20 protein-coding genes and 2 pseudogenes are annotated in these 16,679 nt (G+C 68.9%); 11 read left to right on the top strand and 11 right to left on the bottom strand.

The window, feature by feature from the left end; translation table 11 throughout:
- Positions 1–91 precede the first annotated feature (91 nt).
- Genes rfaE1 through DI526_RS06585 form a run of 3 tightly spaced genes read right to left on the bottom strand, consistent with a single transcriptional unit; the run spans position 92 to position 3,652 of the window.
- Entirely contained in the window at positions 92–1,549 is a 1,458-nt protein-coding gene (gene rfaE1, locus DI526_RS06595) for a D-glycero-beta-D-manno-heptose-7-phosphate kinase (RefSeq protein ID WP_304275666.1), read from the bottom strand.
- A 31-nt stretch (positions 1,550–1,580) separates the two neighbouring features.
- Positions 1,581–2,510, bottom strand: coding sequence for a cation diffusion facilitator family transporter (locus DI526_RS06590; protein WP_304275663.1), 930 nt, complete (start codon positions 2,508–2,510; stop codon positions 1,581–1,583).
- A 56-nt stretch (positions 2,511–2,566) separates the two neighbouring features.
- Positions 2,567–3,652 (bottom strand): citrate synthase/methylcitrate synthase, encoded by a 1,086-nt coding sequence (locus DI526_RS06585; protein WP_304275661.1) that lies wholly within the window; start codon positions 3,650–3,652, stop codon positions 2,567–2,569.
- A 75-nt stretch (positions 3,653–3,727) separates the two neighbouring features.
- On the opposite strand from DI526_RS06585, the gene DI526_RS06580 reads away from it, so the two are divergent.
- Positions 3,728–4,900: a citrate/2-methylcitrate synthase gene (locus DI526_RS06580; RefSeq protein ID WP_304275658.1), complete on the top strand. Its 1,173-nt coding sequence runs from the start codon at positions 3,728–3,730 to the stop codon at positions 4,898–4,900.
- On the opposite strand, the gene DI526_RS06575 is transcribed toward DI526_RS06580, so the two are convergent.
- Positions 4,876–5,904: a ligase-associated DNA damage response exonuclease gene (locus DI526_RS06575; RefSeq protein WP_304275656.1), complete on the bottom strand. Its 1,029-nt coding sequence runs from the start codon at positions 5,902–5,904 to the stop codon at positions 4,876–4,878. The two genes, DI526_RS06580 and DI526_RS06575, sit on opposite strands and share 25 nt — an antisense overlap.
- 39 nt (positions 5,905–5,943) lie before the next feature.
- On the opposite strand from DI526_RS06575, the gene DI526_RS06570 reads away from it, so the two are divergent.
- The 4 genes from DI526_RS06570 (at position 5,944) to DI526_RS06555 (ending at position 7,267) form a co-directional block, all read left to right on the top strand.
- Complete coding sequence (locus DI526_RS06570) at positions 5,944–6,441, top strand: PaaI family thioesterase (protein ID WP_304275653.1); 498 nt, start codon at positions 5,944–5,946, stop codon at positions 6,439–6,441.
- Positions 6,441–6,866 carry a PaaI family thioesterase gene (locus DI526_RS06565; RefSeq protein WP_299014977.1) on the top strand — a complete coding sequence of 142 codons (426 nt, stop codon included), beginning with the start codon at positions 6,441–6,443 and terminating at the stop codon, positions 6,864–6,866. The genes DI526_RS06570 and DI526_RS06565 overlap by 1 nt, the downstream gene beginning before the upstream one ends.
- Entirely contained in the window at positions 6,863–7,033 is a 171-nt protein-coding gene (locus DI526_RS06560) for a DUF2256 domain-containing protein (protein WP_304275644.1), read from the top strand. Before DI526_RS06565 ends, DI526_RS06560 begins: the two co-directional genes overlap by 4 nt.
- A 135-nt stretch (positions 7,034–7,168) precedes the next feature.
- Complete coding sequence (locus tag DI526_RS06555) at positions 7,169–7,267, top strand: hypothetical protein (protein WP_304275642.1); 99 nt, start codon at positions 7,169–7,171, stop codon at positions 7,265–7,267.
- A gap of 80 nt (positions 7,268–7,347) precedes the next feature.
- On the opposite strand, the gene DI526_RS06550 is transcribed toward DI526_RS06555, so the two are convergent.
- Positions 7,348–8,262: a histone deacetylase gene (locus DI526_RS06550; RefSeq protein ID WP_304275640.1), complete on the bottom strand. Its 915-nt coding sequence runs from the start codon at positions 8,260–8,262 to the stop codon at positions 7,348–7,350.
- 81 nt (positions 8,263–8,343) lie between these two features.
- Between DI526_RS06550 and DI526_RS06545 the strand changes: the two genes are divergently transcribed.
- Positions 8,344–9,198, top strand: coding sequence for an acyl-CoA thioesterase II (locus DI526_RS06545; RefSeq protein WP_304275638.1), 855 nt, complete (start codon positions 8,344–8,346; stop codon positions 9,196–9,198).
- Positions 9,199–9,201: 3 nt separating this feature from the next.
- On the opposite strand, the gene DI526_RS06540 is transcribed toward DI526_RS06545, so the two are convergent.
- The 5 genes from DI526_RS06540 to DI526_RS06520 form a co-directional block, all read right to left on the bottom strand.
- On the bottom strand, positions 9,202–9,768 hold the full coding sequence (locus tag DI526_RS06540) for an NUDIX hydrolase (RefSeq protein WP_304275636.1): 567 nt from the start codon (positions 9,766–9,768) through the stop codon (positions 9,202–9,204).
- A gap of 12 nt (positions 9,769–9,780) precedes the next feature.
- On the bottom strand, positions 9,781–10,329 hold the full coding sequence (gene rimM, locus DI526_RS06535) for a ribosome maturation factor RimM (protein ID WP_304275634.1): 549 nt from the start codon (positions 10,327–10,329) through the stop codon (positions 9,781–9,783).
- Between the two features lie 65 nt (positions 10,330–10,394).
- Positions 10,395–10,853, bottom strand: coding sequence for a 30S ribosomal protein S16 (gene rpsP / locus DI526_RS06530; RefSeq protein ID WP_304275631.1), 459 nt, complete (start codon positions 10,851–10,853; stop codon positions 10,395–10,397).
- A 25-nt stretch (positions 10,854–10,878) separates the two neighbouring features.
- Complete coding sequence (gene ffh / locus DI526_RS06525; RefSeq protein WP_304275628.1) at positions 10,879–12,405, bottom strand: signal recognition particle protein; 1,527 nt, start codon at positions 12,403–12,405, stop codon at positions 10,879–10,881.
- Between the two features lie 340 nt (positions 12,406–12,745).
- Positions 12,746–13,252: a DUF1993 family protein gene (locus DI526_RS06520; protein WP_304275627.1), complete on the bottom strand. Its 507-nt coding sequence runs from the start codon at positions 13,250–13,252 to the stop codon at positions 12,746–12,748.
- Between the two features lie 105 nt (positions 13,253–13,357).
- Between DI526_RS06520 and DI526_RS06515 the strand changes: the two genes are divergently transcribed.
- Complete coding sequence (locus tag DI526_RS06515) at positions 13,358–13,789, top strand: CBS domain-containing protein (RefSeq protein ID WP_304275624.1); 432 nt, start codon at positions 13,358–13,360, stop codon at positions 13,787–13,789.
- Positions 13,790–13,850: 61 nt separating this feature from the next.
- On the opposite strand, the gene mdh is transcribed toward DI526_RS06515, so the two are convergent.
- Positions 13,851–14,813, bottom strand: a complete 963-nt coding sequence (gene mdh, locus DI526_RS06510; RefSeq protein WP_304275621.1) for a malate dehydrogenase — start codon at positions 14,811–14,813, stop codon at positions 13,851–13,853.
- Between the two features lie 135 nt (positions 14,814–14,948).
- Here mdh and DI526_RS06505 point away from each other — a divergent pair, with 135 nt between their 5' ends.
- The 4 genes and pseudogenes from DI526_RS06505 to DI526_RS06490 form a co-directional block, all read left to right on the top strand.
- The gene (locus tag DI526_RS06505; RefSeq protein WP_304275619.1) at positions 14,949–16,007 is read left to right on the top strand and encodes a MaoC family dehydratase; all 1,059 of its coding nucleotides are present in this window, start codon (positions 14,949–14,951) and stop codon (positions 16,005–16,007) included.
- A complete protein-coding gene (locus DI526_RS06500; protein ID WP_304275616.1) occupies positions 16,000–16,425 on the top strand; it encodes an HIT domain-containing protein in 426 nt (141 codons plus the stop codon). The genes DI526_RS06505 and DI526_RS06500 overlap by 8 nt, the downstream gene beginning before the upstream one ends.
- A 95-nt stretch (positions 16,426–16,520) precedes the next feature.
- Positions 16,521–16,589 (top strand): annotated as a pseudogene (locus tag DI526_RS06495) (hypothetical protein); the annotation flags it as partial.
- A pseudogene (locus DI526_RS06490) lies at positions 16,589–16,655 on the top strand (hypothetical protein); the annotation flags it as partial. The pseudogenes DI526_RS06495 and DI526_RS06490, both read left to right, overlap by 1 nt.
- Between the last annotated feature and the right edge of the window lie 24 nt (positions 16,656–16,679).

The raw sequence follows: 16,679 nt of genomic DNA, 5'->3' as shown, positions 1-16,679 counted from the left end.
GCATCGAAAGAGCGATGCGCCGTTTTGCTTAACAAGAGATTGCCGAACCGCGATTACTCAGGAAATCCAGGCTTTTGCACAGCGATTTCGCTCAGGCCTGCGCGTTCATGCGTCCGATCAAGGCCGTGGTGCTCTGGCCTTGCTTGAGTTCGGCGAGCAAGACCTTGCCGCCATAGCCCAGCACGACATCCGAGCCAACCACGGTTTCGACCGTATAGTCCGCGCCCTTGACCAGCACGTCGGGCTTGAACGCCTTGATCAGCGCCAGCGGCGTATCCTCGTCGAACAGCACGACGAGGTCCACCGACGACAGCGAAGCCAGCACGGTGGCGCGGCCCTGCTCCTTCTGCACCGGCCGGGTCGGCCCCTTGAGCTTGGAGACCGAGGCGTCGGTGTTGAGACCCACGATCAGCCGATCGCAGGCGGCCTTGGCCTGGGACAGCAATGAGACGTGACCGGGATGCAGCAGGTCGAAGCAGCCGTTTGTGAAGCCGACCTTCAGGCCCCGCGCCCGCCAGCCCTCGACGATGTCGCGGGCCTGGGCGATGTCCGCGATCTTGATCTCGCCCGGCTCGCCCTGCTGGGAACCCGCCCGCGCCGTCAGTTCGGCGGCGGTGACGACGTCGGTGCCCAGCTTAGCGACGACCAGACCGCCGGCGAGGTTGGCCAGGTGCGCGGCCTCGACGAGGCTGGCGCCGGCCGCGACGGCCAGGGCCAGGGTGGCGGCCACGGTGTCGCCGGCGCCCGAGACGTCGAACACCTCCACCGCCGTCGCTGGCAAGTGGACGGGCGCTTCGCCGCGCACGGAGAGCGTCATGCCCGCGCCACCGCGCGTGATCAGGGCGGCTTGCAGCGCCGGGGCCATGGCCAGGATGGCCGCGCCGGCCTCTTCGGAAGCCTCATCGCTGTTGTCGAGGATCCCCGTCGCCTCGGCGGCTTCCTTGCGATTGGGCTTGATCAGGGTCGCCCCGTCATAGCGGGCGAAGTCGCGGCTCTTGGGGTCGACCACGACGGGCTTGCCGGCGGCTCGGGCGGCGGCGATCGCCTCGCGAACCACCGCGTCGGTCAGCACACCCTTGGCGTAGTCCGACAGCACCACGACGTCGGCGGCGGCCAACCGGGCCGTGAAGGCCGCCAGCAGCGCCCCGGCGTCGCCCGGCGCGCGGTCCTCGCGATCGACGCGCAGCATCTGGTGCGAGCCGGAGATATAGCGGACCTTCTCGATCGTGCGACGGCCGGCGTCGAGGATCAGTTCGGCCTCCAGGCCCGCCTCGGCGTCGATCATGCCGCGCAAGGCCGCGCCGGCCTCGTCCTGCCCCACCAGGCCGACCAGAACCGCCTTGGCGCCCAGCGCCGCGACGTTGCGCGCGACATTGCCCGCCCCGCCCAGCATGGCGGTTTCCTTCTCGACCGCGATCACCGGCACCGGCGCCTCGGGCGAGATGCGGTCGACCGCGCCGTAGACAAAGCGGTCCAACATCACGTCGCCGAGGACCAGCACGGTCTTGCCGGCGAAGGCGCGGGGCAGATGGGCGAGGGCGTCGTTCATGCGGAGTTCCGTACCGCCCCGCCCCGAAAACTCAACCCTCGACGCTCTCGGCGAAGACGCCGCCGTGCTTTTCAGCGAGGCCGCGAGGGTCGGGGTGGATGATGATGTCGGCCGACGGGAAGGCTTCCAGCAGGCGGTTCTCGGCGGCGACCATGATCGTGTGGGCCTCGGCCAGCGAGATATCGGCGGCCAGGTCGGCGTGCATCTGCATGTGGACATAGGGCCCCGAGGCGCGGGTGCGCAACTGGTGGACGCCCAGGACACGGGGGTCGACCGTGGCCAGCTGGACGATGCGGGTGCGCTCCACCTCGGGCAGCTCCTGGTCCATTAGCTGGGCCGAGGCCTCGCGGAACACGCCGACCGCGCCCCAGATGAGCCACAGCGCCACCAGCAGGCCGGCGGCGGCGTCCAGCCAGGGCAGGCCCAGCCACGCGGCCGCGCCGACCCCGATCAGGGCGACCGCGTTCGACGCGAGATCGGCCGCGTAGTGCGCGCGGTCCCCGGAAATGGCGATCGAGCCGCTGGCCTTCACGACGCGGGTCTGGGCGGTGATCAGGGCCAGGGTCAGGCCGATCGAGATCAGCATCACCACGACGCCGGCCAGGCCGTGCTCGACCGGGCGCGGATGCAGCAGGACGTTGATCGCCTCGCGTCCGATCAGCGCACCCGAGGCGAAGACCAGGCCGCCTTGCATCAGGCTGGAGAAAGCCTCGGCCTTGCCATGCCCGAAACGATGCTCGGCGTCCGGCGGCTCGGCCGCGTAGCGCACGGCGTAGACCGTGATCAGCGAGGCCACGAGGTCGAGCGCGGAGTCCGACAGCGAGGCCAGGATCGCCACCGAGCCGCTGGCGACCCAGGCGATCGCCTTGACCACGATCAGGATCGACGCCGTCGCCACCGACAACAAGGCGACCCGACGGGTGGCGGCGCGGACTTCGGGAGAGGCGGCGGAGGGCGACATGGCCGCCTTTTAGCAAGGCGGCCCGCCAAGCCCCAGCGCGAACGACTCGCGACGCTTCAGGCGGCGATGCGCGGCTCTGGGCCGACATAGACCGACTGCGGCCGGATCAGGCGTCCGCCCGCCAACTGCTCGCGCGCATGGGCGATCCACCCGGCGACGCGGCCCATGGCGAAGACGCAGGTGAAGCTGGCCGGCGGCAGGCCCAGGGCCTCCAGCAGCAGCGCGGTGTAGAACTCGACATTGGTGTCCAGCGGCCGGTCGGGTTTGTGCTCGCGCAGGATCTCCAGCGCCGCTCGCTCGACCGCCTCGGCGAAGGCCAGCCGTCCGGGCAGGGCGCTGGACGCCGAGGCCAGCTTGCGCACGGCCGTCTTCAGCGCGTCGGCGCGGGGGTCGCGGACGCGGTAGATGCGGTGTCCGAAGCCCATCAGCCGGTCGCCACGCGCCAGGGCCTGCTCCAACCAAGGACGAGCATTGGCCGGCGTTCCGATCGCGTCCAGCATCTCGATCACCGGACCCGGCGCGCCGCCGTGGAGCGGCCCCTTCAAAGCCGAGAGGCCAGCGAGCACCGCCGAGGTCAGGCCGGCGCGGGTGGAGGCCACGACACGGGCGGCGAAGGTCGAGGCGTTCAGGCCGTGATCGCAGACGGTGACGAGGTAGGCGTCCAGCGCCGCGGCCTCGGCGTCCGACGCCGGCGCGCCGCGCGTCATCCGCAGGATGTCGGCGGCGTGGGACAGGGAAGGGTCCGGCGCGACGGCGCTCTGGCCGGCGGCGACGCGCAGCACGGCGGGGGTGAACACGGCGGGGGCGGCGATCAGCAGCAGGGCGGTGGCGAGGTCGTCACCGTCGGGCAGCCGCGCCAGCAGGCCGCGCATGGCCTCGACCGGATCGCGGCGCGCCAGGCCCTCGTCCAGCGCGGCGACCTCCGCGAAGGCGCAAACCCGGGCTTGGCCCAGGGATGGCGCCAGATCGCTGGGCGCGTCCTCGAAGAAGCCGTCGAACAGCAGGTGGGCGGCGTCTTCGTAGCGCGTGCGGCCCGACAGATCCTCGACCGCGTAGCCACGGATCACCAGGCGCCCACGAGCGCCGTCGACATCGGACAGGACAGTGTGGGCGGCGACAACGCCCTCAAGACCATCGGACATGTGCGGTCTCCTTTCGCGGCGAAAGGAGCGCCCTCAAGACTTGATCGTCAATCTTGATCAATATAATCAATCTATATGGCCGATTGGATGGATGCGGAGACGGTACTCGAGCGACTGGGGATCCGCCCGCAGACTCTCTACGCCTATGTCAGCCGGGGCCGGATCGAAGCGACCGCCCATCCGAGCGATCCTCGCCGCAGCCTCTATCGCGCCTCGGACGTCGCCGCCCTGGCCCAGAAGAAGGCGCGCGGTCGACGGGCGGCCGACGTCGCCGCCGAGGCCATCGCCTGGGGCGAGCCTGTCCTGCCGTCCGCGATCACCACCGTCGCCGGCGGAAAGCTCTGGTATCGCGGCCGCGACGCCGTCCAGCTCGCCGATCAGGGCCTGACGTTGGAGAATGTCGGCCGGCTCCTGCGCGGCGGTCATGGCGCGGCCCTCAAAGCCTCGCGCCGGGCGCCGCCGCCCGAGGCGGAGACCGCGCGCCAGCGCCTGTTCCTGACCCTGGCCGCTCGGGCGGGGCAGGAGCCGCCGGCGCGAGGCCGCGCGCCGCTGGCGCTGGCGATGGAGGCCGCCGACCTCCTGGAGGCGGTCGTGGACGCAGCGGCCGGCCAGACCGGCGAAGGCGCGGCCCATGTCCGGTTCGCCACCGCCTGGAATCTGGACGCCAGCGGCGCCGACCTCGTCCGGCGCGCCCTGGTGCTGCTGGCCGATCACGAACTGAACGCCTCGACCTTCGCCGCGCGCGTGGCGGCTTCGACGGGCGCTTCGTTGTCGGCGGCGTGCCTAGCCGGATTGTCGGCGCTGTCCGGGCCCTTGCACGGGGGCATGGCCGCGCGGGTCGAGGCCTTCGTCGAGGAGGCCGAGCGCCGCGATCCCGCCCACGCCGTCGCCGCGCGCCTTTCGCGGGGCGCCTCCATGCCCGGCTTCGATCACCCGCTCTATCCCGACGGCGATCCGCGCGCGGCGGCGCTGCTGGCGGCGTTCGATCCGCCCCCGCTGCTGGCCGAGCTGCGCGCGGCGACCGAGGCGGCCACGGGTCTCTCGCCCAATATCGACTTCGCCCTGGTCAGCCTGGCGCGCAAGCTGAAGCTGCCGGCCGACGCGTCCTTCATCCTGTTCGCCACCGCGCGAAGCGCCGGCTGGACCGCCCACGCCATCGAGCAACTTCAGAGCGGCCGCCTGATCCGGCCAAGGGCGCGTTACATCGGCGCGCCGCCCGAGGGCTATTCGCCCTCTTCCTCGTCGTAGCCGACCAGCCGCAGGGCGCGGGCCGGCAGGCCTTCCAGCTCGCACCAGCGCTCTAGCGCCTCCTCGCGGCCGTGGGTGATCCAGACCTCGCCGGGTCGCAGCTCCGACAGCGTGCCGGTCAGTTCGTCCCAGTCGGCGTGGTCGGACAGGATCAGCGGCAGCTCGACGCCACGCTGGCGGGCGCGGGCCCGCACCCGCATCCAGCCCGAGGCGAAGCAGTCGACCGGGTCGGGGAAGCGGCGCGACCAGCGGTCGGCGACCGCGCTGGGCGGGGCGATGACGATCTGGCCCGCGAACGCCTCCTTGGGTCCCGACGCCGTGGCGGGCGCGAGCGGTCCCAGCGCGACGCCATGCGCCTCGTAGAGCGCGTTCAGCCGCTCCAGGGCGCCATGCACGTAGATCGTCCTGTCCCACCCGCCCTCGCGCAGCAGTCGGATCACCCGCTGCGCCTTGCCCAGCGCATAGGCGCCGACGATGTGACAGCGCTGGGGAAACTGCTCGACTGAAGCCAGGAGACTGCGGATCTCGCCGGCGTCGTCAGGATGGCGGAAGACCGGCAGGCCGAACGTCGCCTCTGTGATGAAGACGTCGCACGGAACCGGCTCGAAGCGGGCGCACGTCGGGTCGCGGCGGCGTTTGTAGTCGCCTGAGACCACCATGGTCAGGCCCCTCCAGCGCACAACCGCCTGGGCCGAACCGAGGACATGGCCGGCCGGAACCAGGGTCACCTCGACGCCATCTCGGGCATAGGTCTGGCCGTAGGCCAGCGCTTCGCGCTGCCCGGCGAAGTCCTCGCCATAGCGGGCGGCCATGATCGCCAGGGTCTCTGGCGTGGCGACGGCGACGCCATGGCCTGCGCGGGCGTGGTCGGAGTGGCCATGGGTGATCACCGCCCGGTCCACGGGACGGACCGGATCGATATAGAAGTCCCCCGGCGGGCAGTAGAGGCCTCCAGGCCGGGGACAGAGAAGATCTTCGGGCTTGATCACGGCTGGATATGACAACGCCTAAGGGGCTAAGCCTATCCCATCGAGGGAGACGGCATGAGCGATAATGAACAGAGCCGCTTGATCGCCACGGCGATGAACGAGGGCAGCCCACAGGCGCGGGCCCTAGGCTTCTCCACCTTGGAGATTGGCGACGCCACGGCGATCCTCAAGGTCCCCTATCGCCCGGAGATCGTCGGCGACCCGGAGACCGGGGTGATCGCGGGCGGGGTGGTCACCACCCTGCTGGACCACGCCAGCGGCCAGGCGGTGCATGCCGCGCTGGAGGCCTGGACCTCGATCGCGACCCTGGACCTGCGCATCGACTACATGCGGCCGGCCGAGCCCGGCCTGGACATCCTGGCCCGCGCCCATTGCTACAAGCTGACCCGTTCGGTCGCCTTCGTGCGCGCCGTCGCCTACGACCGCGATCCGGAGGACCCCGTGGCCACCGCCCAGGCCACTTTCATGCTCGACTCCAGCGCGGGCAAGAAGCCGGGCGCCAACCTCAAGCCGTCGCGCGAACCGCGCGCCAAGACCGGAGCGGTGGACTGATGAGCGACGCCGACAGCCGCCTGGTCTCCATGCTGGAGTCGATCCCCTACGCCCGCTTCCTGGGCGTACGCGCCGAACTGGCCGGGGACGAGATGACGGCGATCCTGCCCTTCGCCCAGCACATCGTCGGCAATCCGATGCTGCCGGCCATCCATGGCGGCGTTCTGGGGGCCTTCATGGAGATGACCGCCCTGGCGCAGCTGTCGGCCGCCGCGCCGATGAAGCGCCAGCCGCGCACGATCGATGTGTCGATCGAGTACCTGCGCTCGGGGCGCCCGCTCACGACCTACGCCCGCGCCAGCATCAAGAAGCTGGGCCGCCGGATCGCCAACGTCCATGTCGAGGCCTGGCAGGAAACCCGCTCCGCACCGATCGCCACCTTGCGTGGCCTCTTCCTGGTCGCCCCCAGCGAGGACGGCGCGTGAAGCCTTCGCGCAGGGGCGGGAAGGCCGTCGCCAAAGGCGACCTGCCCTCCAAGATCTGCGCGGCGTGCGGCCGGCCCTTCGCGTGGCGGAAGAAGTGGGCGAAGGACTGGGAATCGGTGAGATTTTGTTCTGATGCCTGCCGATCACGTAAAATTACACCCAGTTAATGCGATTTGATCGCGATAACGTCCTTAAAATCGACGTAATGAAGCAAAGGTAACGTGCAGTAACCAAGGTCCGCGCCTATATCCCTGATCACCGGACGCCGAAGGGGCGGCCGGATCAAAAAAGGGATCAAGACCATGACCATGAAGACCACTGCCGTGTCCGGCCTCGCTTCGCTCATCCTGGCGGCTCTGCCGCTCGTCATCATCGCCGGCTCGCTCGCTTCGAGCCTGTAAGTGATCGCCGCTTAACCTCCGTCGGGCCGCGCAATCCGAGCCGCCCCGACGGAGATGGCGAGCGGAGACAAGACTAGAGACTACCGAGAATACAGAGACTTGGCCGTCCGATGCAGGATGGCGTGGCGGGCCGCCAGACGACCGATATCCGCGTCGTAGCCGCCGCCGATGACCCCGACCACGGGGATCTCAAGACCAAGACAAGCGCCCAGGACAAGGGCCTCCCGTCGCGCCAGGCCCTCGTCGGTCAGCGACAGTCGGCCCAGCTTGTCGTCCGCGTGGGGATCAACCCCGGCGTTGAAGAAGACGATATCCGGCCGGACGCTGGACAGCAGCGCCGGCAGGATCTCTCCCAGCTTTCCCAGATAGGCTTCGTCGCCCGTCCCGTCGGCGAGCTCGATGTCGAGATCGCTCGCGGCCTTGCGATGCGGGAAGTTTTTCTCGGCGTGCATCGAGAAGGTGAAGACGCTGGCGTCGCCCTCGAAGATCCGCGCCGTGCCATCGCCCTGGTGGACGTCCAGATCGACAACCAGCACCTGGCTGACCGCGCCTTCCGCCTGCAACCGCCGCGCCGCCACCGCCACGTCGTTGAACACGCAGAAGCCCGCGCCGCTTTCGGCCGAGGCGTGATGGCTGCCGCCGGCGGTGTTGCAGGCGATGCCATGCTCCAGCGCCAGGCGCGCGGCCAGCAAGGTGCCGCCGGTCGCGGCCCGCGCCCGGGTGGCGACGCTCTCGGTGTTCGGCAGGCCGATCCGGCGCGCGACGTCGGCCGGCAAGGAAAGTTCGATCACGCCCCGGACATAGGCCTCGGTATGCGCCAGCCGGAGGGTCTCGGCGTCGATCGGCTCTGGCCGCGCGAAGCCTTCGGGACCCGGAACGCCCTCCGCGTCCAGCACGCTGGCCAGCCGTGAGAATTTGTCCATCGGAAACCGGTGCCCCGCTGGCATTTCGGCGCGGAAGGCGGGGTGATGGACGACGGGCGGGGAACGGGACATCGCCTCACGATGGGCGCCGCGACGGCCTGACGCAAGGAGACGACTTGCGGCGGCGCCCGCCTGCGCCTATCGCACTGCGCCATGCAGACGACCGAGACCCTCGCCGACATCCTCGACCTCGAACCGATCGAGGTGAACCTGTTCCGAGGGACCAGCCCCAACGACGGGTTCCCGCGCATCTTCGGCGGCCTGGTCATCGCCCAGGCGCTGCTGGCCGCCTACCGCACCGTGCCGGAGCGCGTGTGCCACTCGCTGCACGCCTATTTCATCCGCCCAGGCGATGTGAACGCGCCCGTGCTCTACGACGTCGAGCGGGCTCGTGACGGGGGCACCTTCACGACCCGCCGCGTCGCCGCCATCCAGCACGGCGAGCAGATCTTCAACCTGGCCGCCTCGTTCCAGACGCCGGAAGAGGGCTTCGAGCATCAGTCGGAAATGCCGAACGCGCCCGATCCTGAGACCCTTATGACCGAGGTCGAGTTCCTTGAAAGCCTGGGCGACCAGATCCATCCCAAGATGCTGGCTCACGCCAGGAAGCCTCGTCCCGTCGACGTGCGCTGGGAAGATCCCCAGAACCCGGTCACCCCCGTTCAAAAGTCCGGGACCAAGAACGTCTGGATGCGCGCCAAGGCCCCGCTGGGCGACGACATCAAGATGCAGCAGGCCGCCCTCGCCTATGCCTCGGACATGGCGTTCATGGAAAGCGCCCTGCGTCCGCACGGTCTGATCTGGACCACGCCGGGCCTGCAAGGCGCCAGCCTCGATCACGCGATGTGGTTCCACCACCCGTTCGACTTCAACGACTGGACCCTGTTCGCCCAGGACAGCCCCAGCGCCTCGCAAGGCCGCGGCTTGGTGCGCGGCCAGATGTTCAGCAAGGACGGCAAGCTGCTGGCCTCGGTGGCGCAAGAGTGCCTGATGCGGGTGCGGAAGTAAGTCTCAGAGCGCCTCGACACGCGCCACGCCGGCGGCGGCGAGGCCGCGGATCAGCGCCGCGGCCTGCATGCCGTTGGTGAGGTCGCCGGCCAGCATCATGCGAACGGCCTCGGCGAGCGAGACCCAGAAGCTCTCGATACGCTCCCCAGGATCATCCTGGGGGTCGGCGACCCGGACGACATCGCGCGCCAGGATGATGTGGGTGCGGTTGGCGTGACTGGCGGCGTTGGCCCGGCTCTCGCCCACCAAGGTCAGGACGCCCGCGCAGCCGGCTTCTTCCAGCAGCTCGCGGCGTGCGGCCTCGACGGGATCGGTCTCGCCAGGGTCCATGTTGCCGGCCGGCAGTTCGACGGAGAAGTCGCCCATGCCGTGGCGGTACTGCCTGACCAGCAGCACGTTGTTCTCGGCGTCGAGCGCCACGACCTCAACCCAGTCGCGATATTCCAGCACGTAGTAGGGCGCGACCACCGCGCCTTCGTCGGTGACGCAGTCATCGGCGCGGACGCTGATCCAGCGATCCTTGTGGATGTGTCGCGAGGCGGTGACCCGCCACTTTCCGTCAGAGGTCACCACGCGCTCCTTCTAGTCCTCTTCGGAAGGACCTTCCTGCTCGCCCACCAAGGCGGGGGGATCGGCCAGGATCAGACCTTCGCCGATCTTGACCTCGGGGACCGCCGCCCGCGTGAACGGCAGATACCAGGTCGGACCGCCCAGGTCCGGCGCGATCTCGAGAATATCACCGGCGCCAAAGTTCTGGACGCTCTTCACGCGGCCCAAGAGGACGTCGGTCTGGATATGGCGGACGGCCAGGCCCACGAGATCGGTCAGGTAGAACTCGTCCTCGTCCGGCTCGGGCAAGGCCGACCGCGGGACGTAGAGGCGGAGACCGCGCAGGGCGTCGGCGGCTTCCTTGGTCTCGACACCCGGACAGCGGCAAACCACGCCGTCCTTGGTCTTGCGGGCCGAAGCGATGGTCAGGGCGGGCGAGCCGTCCTGGCGCTTCAGGCTCTTGAAGGCCGCGATGCTCATCGGGTCTTCGGTGTAGGTCGAGATCCGCACCTCGCCGCGCACGCCAAAGCCGCCGGCCACGCGGCCGACCAGGATCAGCGGATCGTCGGGCTTCTCAGCCATTTGGGCGGCCATGGTCCGGACAGAGTCGCGCCGCCGACCCGCAAGGATCGGCGGCGCTGGAACCCTTAGCCTTCGGCGGCTTCTTCAGCCGGAGCTTCGGCGGCCGGGGCTTCCTCGGCCGGAGCCGCGGCGGCTTCGGCGGCGGCGGCTTCAGCGGCGGCCTTGGCGTCGGCTTCGGCTTGCTTGCGCTCTTCTTCACGCTGAGCGCGTTCGGCCAGACGCTCTTGCGCCTTCTTGCCCGGGGCGCCCTTTTGCGGGTTGTTACCGGCGGTCCAGGTGGTCAGACCTTGGGCGGCCAGGAAGCGCGCGACGCGGTCAGTCGGTTGGGCGCCCTTCTTGAGCCATTCCTGGATCGACTCGACCTTCAGGGTGACGCGGTTGGCGTCGTCCTTCTTGAGGAGCGGGTTGTAGGTGCCGACCTTCTCGATGAAGCGGCCATCGCGCGGCGAGTGGCTGTCAGCGACGACGATCGAGTAGTACGGACGCTTCTTGGCGCCGCCACGGGCGAGACGGATCTTCAGCATTTGAGGTAGTCCTTGGTCTAAAGTTCTATTTCTTGAACGGGTTGAAGCCGGGCAGGCCCAGGCCGGAGAGAGGATTGGGCTTGGCGTCGCCGCCGCCCCCGAGACCCGGCAGGCCGGGCAGCCCCGAGAGGCCTTGGCCCCCCGCTGCATTGGGATCGGACGCCGGCATCTTGCCGCCGCCCAGGTTCTTGAGGCGCGCCATGTCGCCGCCGCCCATCATCTGGGCCATGCGGGCCAGGCCCTTGCCGCCGTCCTTGGACATGGCCTTGAACATGTCGGCCATCTGGCGGTGCTGCTTGAGCAGGCGATTGACCTCGGCCACGTCGACCCCGGCGCCGGCCGCGATGCGGCGCTTGCGTGAGGCGGCCAGGATGTCGGGCTTCTTGCGCTCTTCCTTGGTCATCGAGCTGATGATCGCCTGCTGGCGACGGAAGATGCTGTCGTCGATCCCGCTCTCCGAGATCTGCTTCTTGACCTTCTGGACGCCGGGCAGCAGGCCCATGATGCCCTCCATGCCGCCCAGCTTCTGCATCTGCTTCAGCTGCGCCGACAGGTCGTCGAGGTCGAACTTGCCCTTGGCCAGCTTCTTGGCCATGCGCTCGGCCTCGGCGTGGTCGAGGTCGGCCGCGGCCTTCTCGACCAGGGCCACGACGTCGCCCTGGCCCAGGATCCGGCCGGCGACGCGGCGGGCGTCGAACACGTCCAGCTGGTCGATCTTCTCGCCGGCGCCGAGGAACTTGATCGGCAGGCCGGTGACATGGCGCATCGATAGCGCAGCGCCGCCCCGGCCGTCGCCGTCGGCGCGCGTGAGGATCAGGCCGGTCAGCGGCAGGCGCTCGTGGAACGCCTTGGCCGTGCGCACGGCGTCCTGACCGGTCAAGCTGTCGGCGACAAGGATCGTTTCCGACGGATTGGCGATGCGGGCGACTTCCGCCGCCTCGTTCATCATCGCCTCGTCCAGCGTGGTGCGGCCGGCGGTGTCGAGGATCAGGACGTCGTAGCCGCCCAGCTTGGCCGCCGAGACGGCGCGCTTGGCGATGTCGACGGCGCTCTGGCCGGCGACGATCGGCAGGCTCTCGACCCCGACCTGCTGAGCCAGCAAAGCGAGCTGCTCCATGGCGGCCGGGCGGCGGGTGTCGAGCGAGGCGACCAGCACCTTCTTGCGCTCGGTCTTGGACAGGCGCAGGGCCAGCTTGCCGGTCGTCGTCGTCTTGCCCGAGCCCTGCAGGCCGGCCATCAGGATGATGCTGGGCGGGTTCAGCGCCAGGTTCAGGCCGGTCGGAACGTCGCCGCCCAGCATGTCCACGAGGCCGTCATAGACGATCTTGACCACCTGGTCGGCCGGCTTGACCGAGCGGATGACCGCCTCGCCCGACGCCAGTTCCTTGGCCTTGCTGATGAAGTCCTTGACGACCGGCAGGGCGACGTCGGCCTCGAGCAGGGCGACGCGCACCTCGCGCAGCGCCTCGTCGATGTCCTTTTCGGACAGCACGCCGCGACCGCCGAGGCGTTCGAAGACGCCGGAAAGTCGCTCTGTAAGGCCGTCGAACATGTCGAACCCTGTTGAAACTCAAAGCTCCAAACGCCATCAGCCCCCGTGGACGATCACGTCGACGGGGGTCCTCGCCGTCCTCGTCCGGATGGATCCTGGGCTACCAGGCCGGGGTCGTGACGGTGGAGGCGCTGCTGATAAAGCGCCGGAAGCCGGGGCTTATGGCTGAAAAAGGTCACGGAGTCAAAGCGTCCCTCCATCCGACTTTCCCGGCGAATGCCGGGACCCAGATCCCAAGGCGCTTGGGCTGATTGGAAGAATGCTGAGTCCTAGGAACCCGCCCCAGCACTCCTCCATCTGGACCCCGGCATTCGCCGGGGAGGTCGGGCTGGAGGAAGGATCAGGCCATCCCCAGGAAGTCGCGCTTGCCGACCTCGACGCCGTTGTGGCGCAGGATCGCGTAGGCGGTCGTGAGGTGGAAGAAGAAGTTCGGCTGGGCCTGCCCCTGGACATAGGCCAGGCCCTTGACCACGCTGGTCTCGCCGCGGCGGGTTAGGGTGATGTCGCGATCCTCGGCGCCCTCGAACGCCGCAGGATCCAGCCCGTCGACATAGGCGATGGCGCGGTCGATGCGGGCGATCAGTTCGGCGAAGCTGGTTTCGACGTCGTCCCAGGCTGGAACCTCTTCGCCGGCCAGGCGCGCGCAGCAGCCCTTGGCGAAGTCGGTGGCGATCTGCACCTGGCGGATCAGCGGGAACATGTCGGGATAGAGCCGCGCCTTAAGCAGCGCGTCCGGATCCCAGCCCTTGGCCTCGACGTGGGCGGCGGCTTTGGTCAGCACGCCTTTCAGGCCCTTCAGCCCCTGGGTGAACACGGGAACGCTGGCCTGGTGGATCGAGATCGACATCGAAAGCTCCGCTTGGACGATGCGCCTAGATAGGGCGCTTCTCAGGGGAACGGGAGACAGTGCAGGCGGGTTTTAGCCCTCGAATTTCAACCGACGAGGTCTCCCATGAAAGTCAGCGACGCCATGACCAGCCAGGTCTCGATCGCCCGCCCCACCGACACGATCCGCCAGGTCGCCGAGACCATGGCCAAGGTCGACAGCGGCGTCGTGCCGGTGGTCGAGGACGGCAAGGTCGTCGGCCTGGTCACCGACCGCGACATCGTCCTGCGCGTGGTCGCCGAGGGCCGCAGCTTCGACAGCGCCGTCTCGGACGTGATGTCCGACGGCGAGGTGCTGAGCGTGAAGGAGGACGACATCCTGGCCGACGCCACGGCCAAGATGGCCAACCATCAGGTCCGCCGTCTGGTCGTCCTGAACGACGCCGGCGATCTGAGCGGCATCCTCTCGCTGGGCGACGTGGCCAAGGACTACGGCGCCAAGCAGGTCGGCAAGACGCTGGAGGAGATCTCCCAGGAGCCGGGCGACGCGGCGCACTAGGGAAAGAAAAAGGGCGGCCCCTCAAGGAGCCGCCCTTCGTCAGTCTTGGATCGAAAGTCGCTTACTTCAGCGAGCCGTCGATGACCTTGCAGGCTTCCATCAGGCCCTTCACCGACTCGACGGACTTGGCGAACATCGCCTTCTCGTCGTCGTTGGTTTCGAACTCGACGATCTTCTCGGCGCCGCCGGCGCCGATCACCACCGGAACGCCCACATAGAGGTCGTTCAGGCCGTACTGGCCGGTCAGGTAGGTGGCGCAGGGCAGGACGCGCTTCTTGTCCTTCAGGTACGAGGTGGCCATGGCGATGGCGCTCTCGGCGGGGGCGTAGAAGGCCGAGCCGGTCTTCAGCAGAGCGACGATCTCGCCGCCGCCCTTGCGGGTGCGCTCGACGATGGCGTCCAGCTTTTCCTGGGTCAGCCAGCCTTGCTTGACCAGTTCGGGCAGCGGCAGGCCGCCGACGGTCGAGTGACGGACCATCGGGACCATGTCGTCGCCGTGGCCGCCCAGGGTCCAGGCGTGGATGTCTTCGACCGAGACGCCGGTGGCTTCGGCCAGGAAGTAGGCGAAGCGCGCCGAGTCGAGGACGCCGGCCATGCCGATGACCTTTTCCTTCGGCAGGCCCGAGAACTGCTGCAGCGCCCAGACCATCGCGTCGAGCGGGTTGGTGATGCAGATGACGAAGGCGTTCGGGGCGTGGGCCTTGATGCCTTCGCCGACGGCCTTCATGACCTTCAGGTTGATGCCCAGCAGGTCGTCGCGGCTCATGCCCGGCTTGCGCGGCACGCCGGCGGTCACGATGCAGACGTCGGCGCCGGCGATGTCGGCGTAGTCGTTGGCGCCCTTCAGGGCGACGTCCTTGCCGAACACGGCCGAGGCTTCGGCGATGTCCAGCGCCTTACCCTGCGGGGTGCCTTCGGCGATGTCGAACAGGATCACGTCGCCCAGCTCTTCGCGAGCGGCGATGTGGGCCAGGGTGCCGCCGATCATGCCGGCGCCGATAAGGGCGATCTTCGCGCGAGCCATGGGGTCTCCATCAAGGCTGTGGACAGTGAAATCTCGGGGCGCGGTCTAGACCTGTCGGAGCCCGGCCTCAAGCCCCCTTTCCCGTTTCGCTGCACTGCGGCAAAGATGAGGAAACAACGATAAGCAGCGCAGGGGATGAAAGCCGTGGCCAGCAAGACCGATCCGGGCAATTTCTTCGAGGACTTCAAGCTGGGCCAGAAGCTGGTCCACGCCACGCCTCGCACGGTCACGGCCGGGGACGTGGCGCTCTATACGGCGCTCTACGGAACCCGTTTTGCGTTGTTTTCGTCCGAGGCCTTCGCCAAGGCCTGCGGCTTTCGACACGCCGCGGTCGACCCGCTGATCGCCTTCCACATCGTGTTCGGCAAGACCGTGCCCGACATCAGCCTGAACGCCGTCGCCAATCTTGGCTACGCGGAGGGTCGGTTCCACAAGCTGATCACCGACGGCATGACCCTCAGCGCCGAGTCCGAGGTGATCGGCCTGAAGGAGAACTCCAATCGCAAGACCGGCGTGGTCTATGTGCGCACCACCGGGATGGACGAGTTCGGCGAGACGGTCCTGAGCTACGTCCGCTGGGTCATGGTGCGAAAGCGCGATCCCGACGCCGAGGTCGGCGAGCAGCATGTGCCGGAGCTGGCCGCCGTCGTGCCCGCCGAGCGGCTGATCGTTCCGCCCGGCCTCGACTTTTCGCGCTACGACTGGGCCCTGGCCGGCGCGCCGCACGCCTTCGAGGACTACGAGATCGGCGAGAAGATCGACCATGTCGACGGTATGGCGGTCGAGGAAGCCGAGCACCAGATGGCCACGCGCCTGTGGCAGAACACCGCCAAGGTCCATTTCAACCAGTTCGAGCGCGCCAAGGACCCCTCCGGCCGCCGCCTGGTCTATGGCGGGGTGGTGATCTCGACCGCCAAGGCGCTGTCGTTCAACGGGCTGCAGAACGCCGGCCTGATCCTGGCGATCAACGGCGGCCGGCATGTCGCGCCCTTCTTCGCCGGCGGCACGGTGTTCGCCTGGAGCCAAGTGCTGGACAAGGCCGACCTCGGCGCGGTCGGCGCCCTGCGCCTGCGGCTGGTGGCGACCATGGACGCGCCGTGCGCGGAATTCCCGGACAAGAACGGCGAAGGCGTCTACCACTCCGGCGTGATCCTCGACTTCGACTACTGGGCGGCGGTTCCCAAGCGTGGCTGACTTCATTCTCGACCCGGCCTTCGTGGCGACCTCGCACCTGGTCGCCGATCTGCCCCTGTGCGAGGTCCGCCTGCAGGACGACGTCCGCTATCCGTGGCTGGTGCTGATTCCGCGCCAGCCCGGCCTGACCGAGATCGAGCAGCTGGATGTCGGCCACCGCTTGCAGCTGATGGAGGAGATCGTCCTGGCCGGCGCCGCGGTCCGGGCGATCGGCGCGGCCCTGGGCCTGGCCGTCGATAAGCTCAATGTCGGGGCTCTGGGCAATGTCACCGCCCAGCTGCACGTCCATGTCGTTGGCCGCCGGCGCGACGACCCGGCCTGGCCGGGCCCCGTCTGGGGCCACAGCCCGGCCGTCCCCTATGGCCAGGACGCCCTGGACGCGGCGATCACCGCCGCCGAGGAAGTGCTGGAAAACTAGGACCGCGCGCGGCGGGCCGAAAGTTGGCCCTCGGCGGAGACGACGCGAAGACGAGGTCATGGGCCGCCCGCCCTCCCGTATAAAGGCGCGCTCCGCCGGCTTCACGCGGCGGGCCGCTGAAGGGATGGAAAGGGACGCGGAGCGCCGGACATCCGTCCGGAGTGTGAGTAGTGAATACCGTTTCGACGAAGCCAGACGCTCCGCGTGATCGTTATCCGGTGAGCCCTCGACGCGCGGGGTTTTAACCCGCTTCC

Origin of the sequence: Caulobacter segnis (assembly GCF_003243465.1) — a bacterium.
Classification (GTDB): Bacteria; Pseudomonadota; Alphaproteobacteria; order Caulobacterales; family Caulobacteraceae; genus Caulobacter; species Caulobacter segnis_A.
Note: the sequence above shows the minus strand (reverse complement) of the source record. Positions and strands in the feature narration are given on the sequence as shown.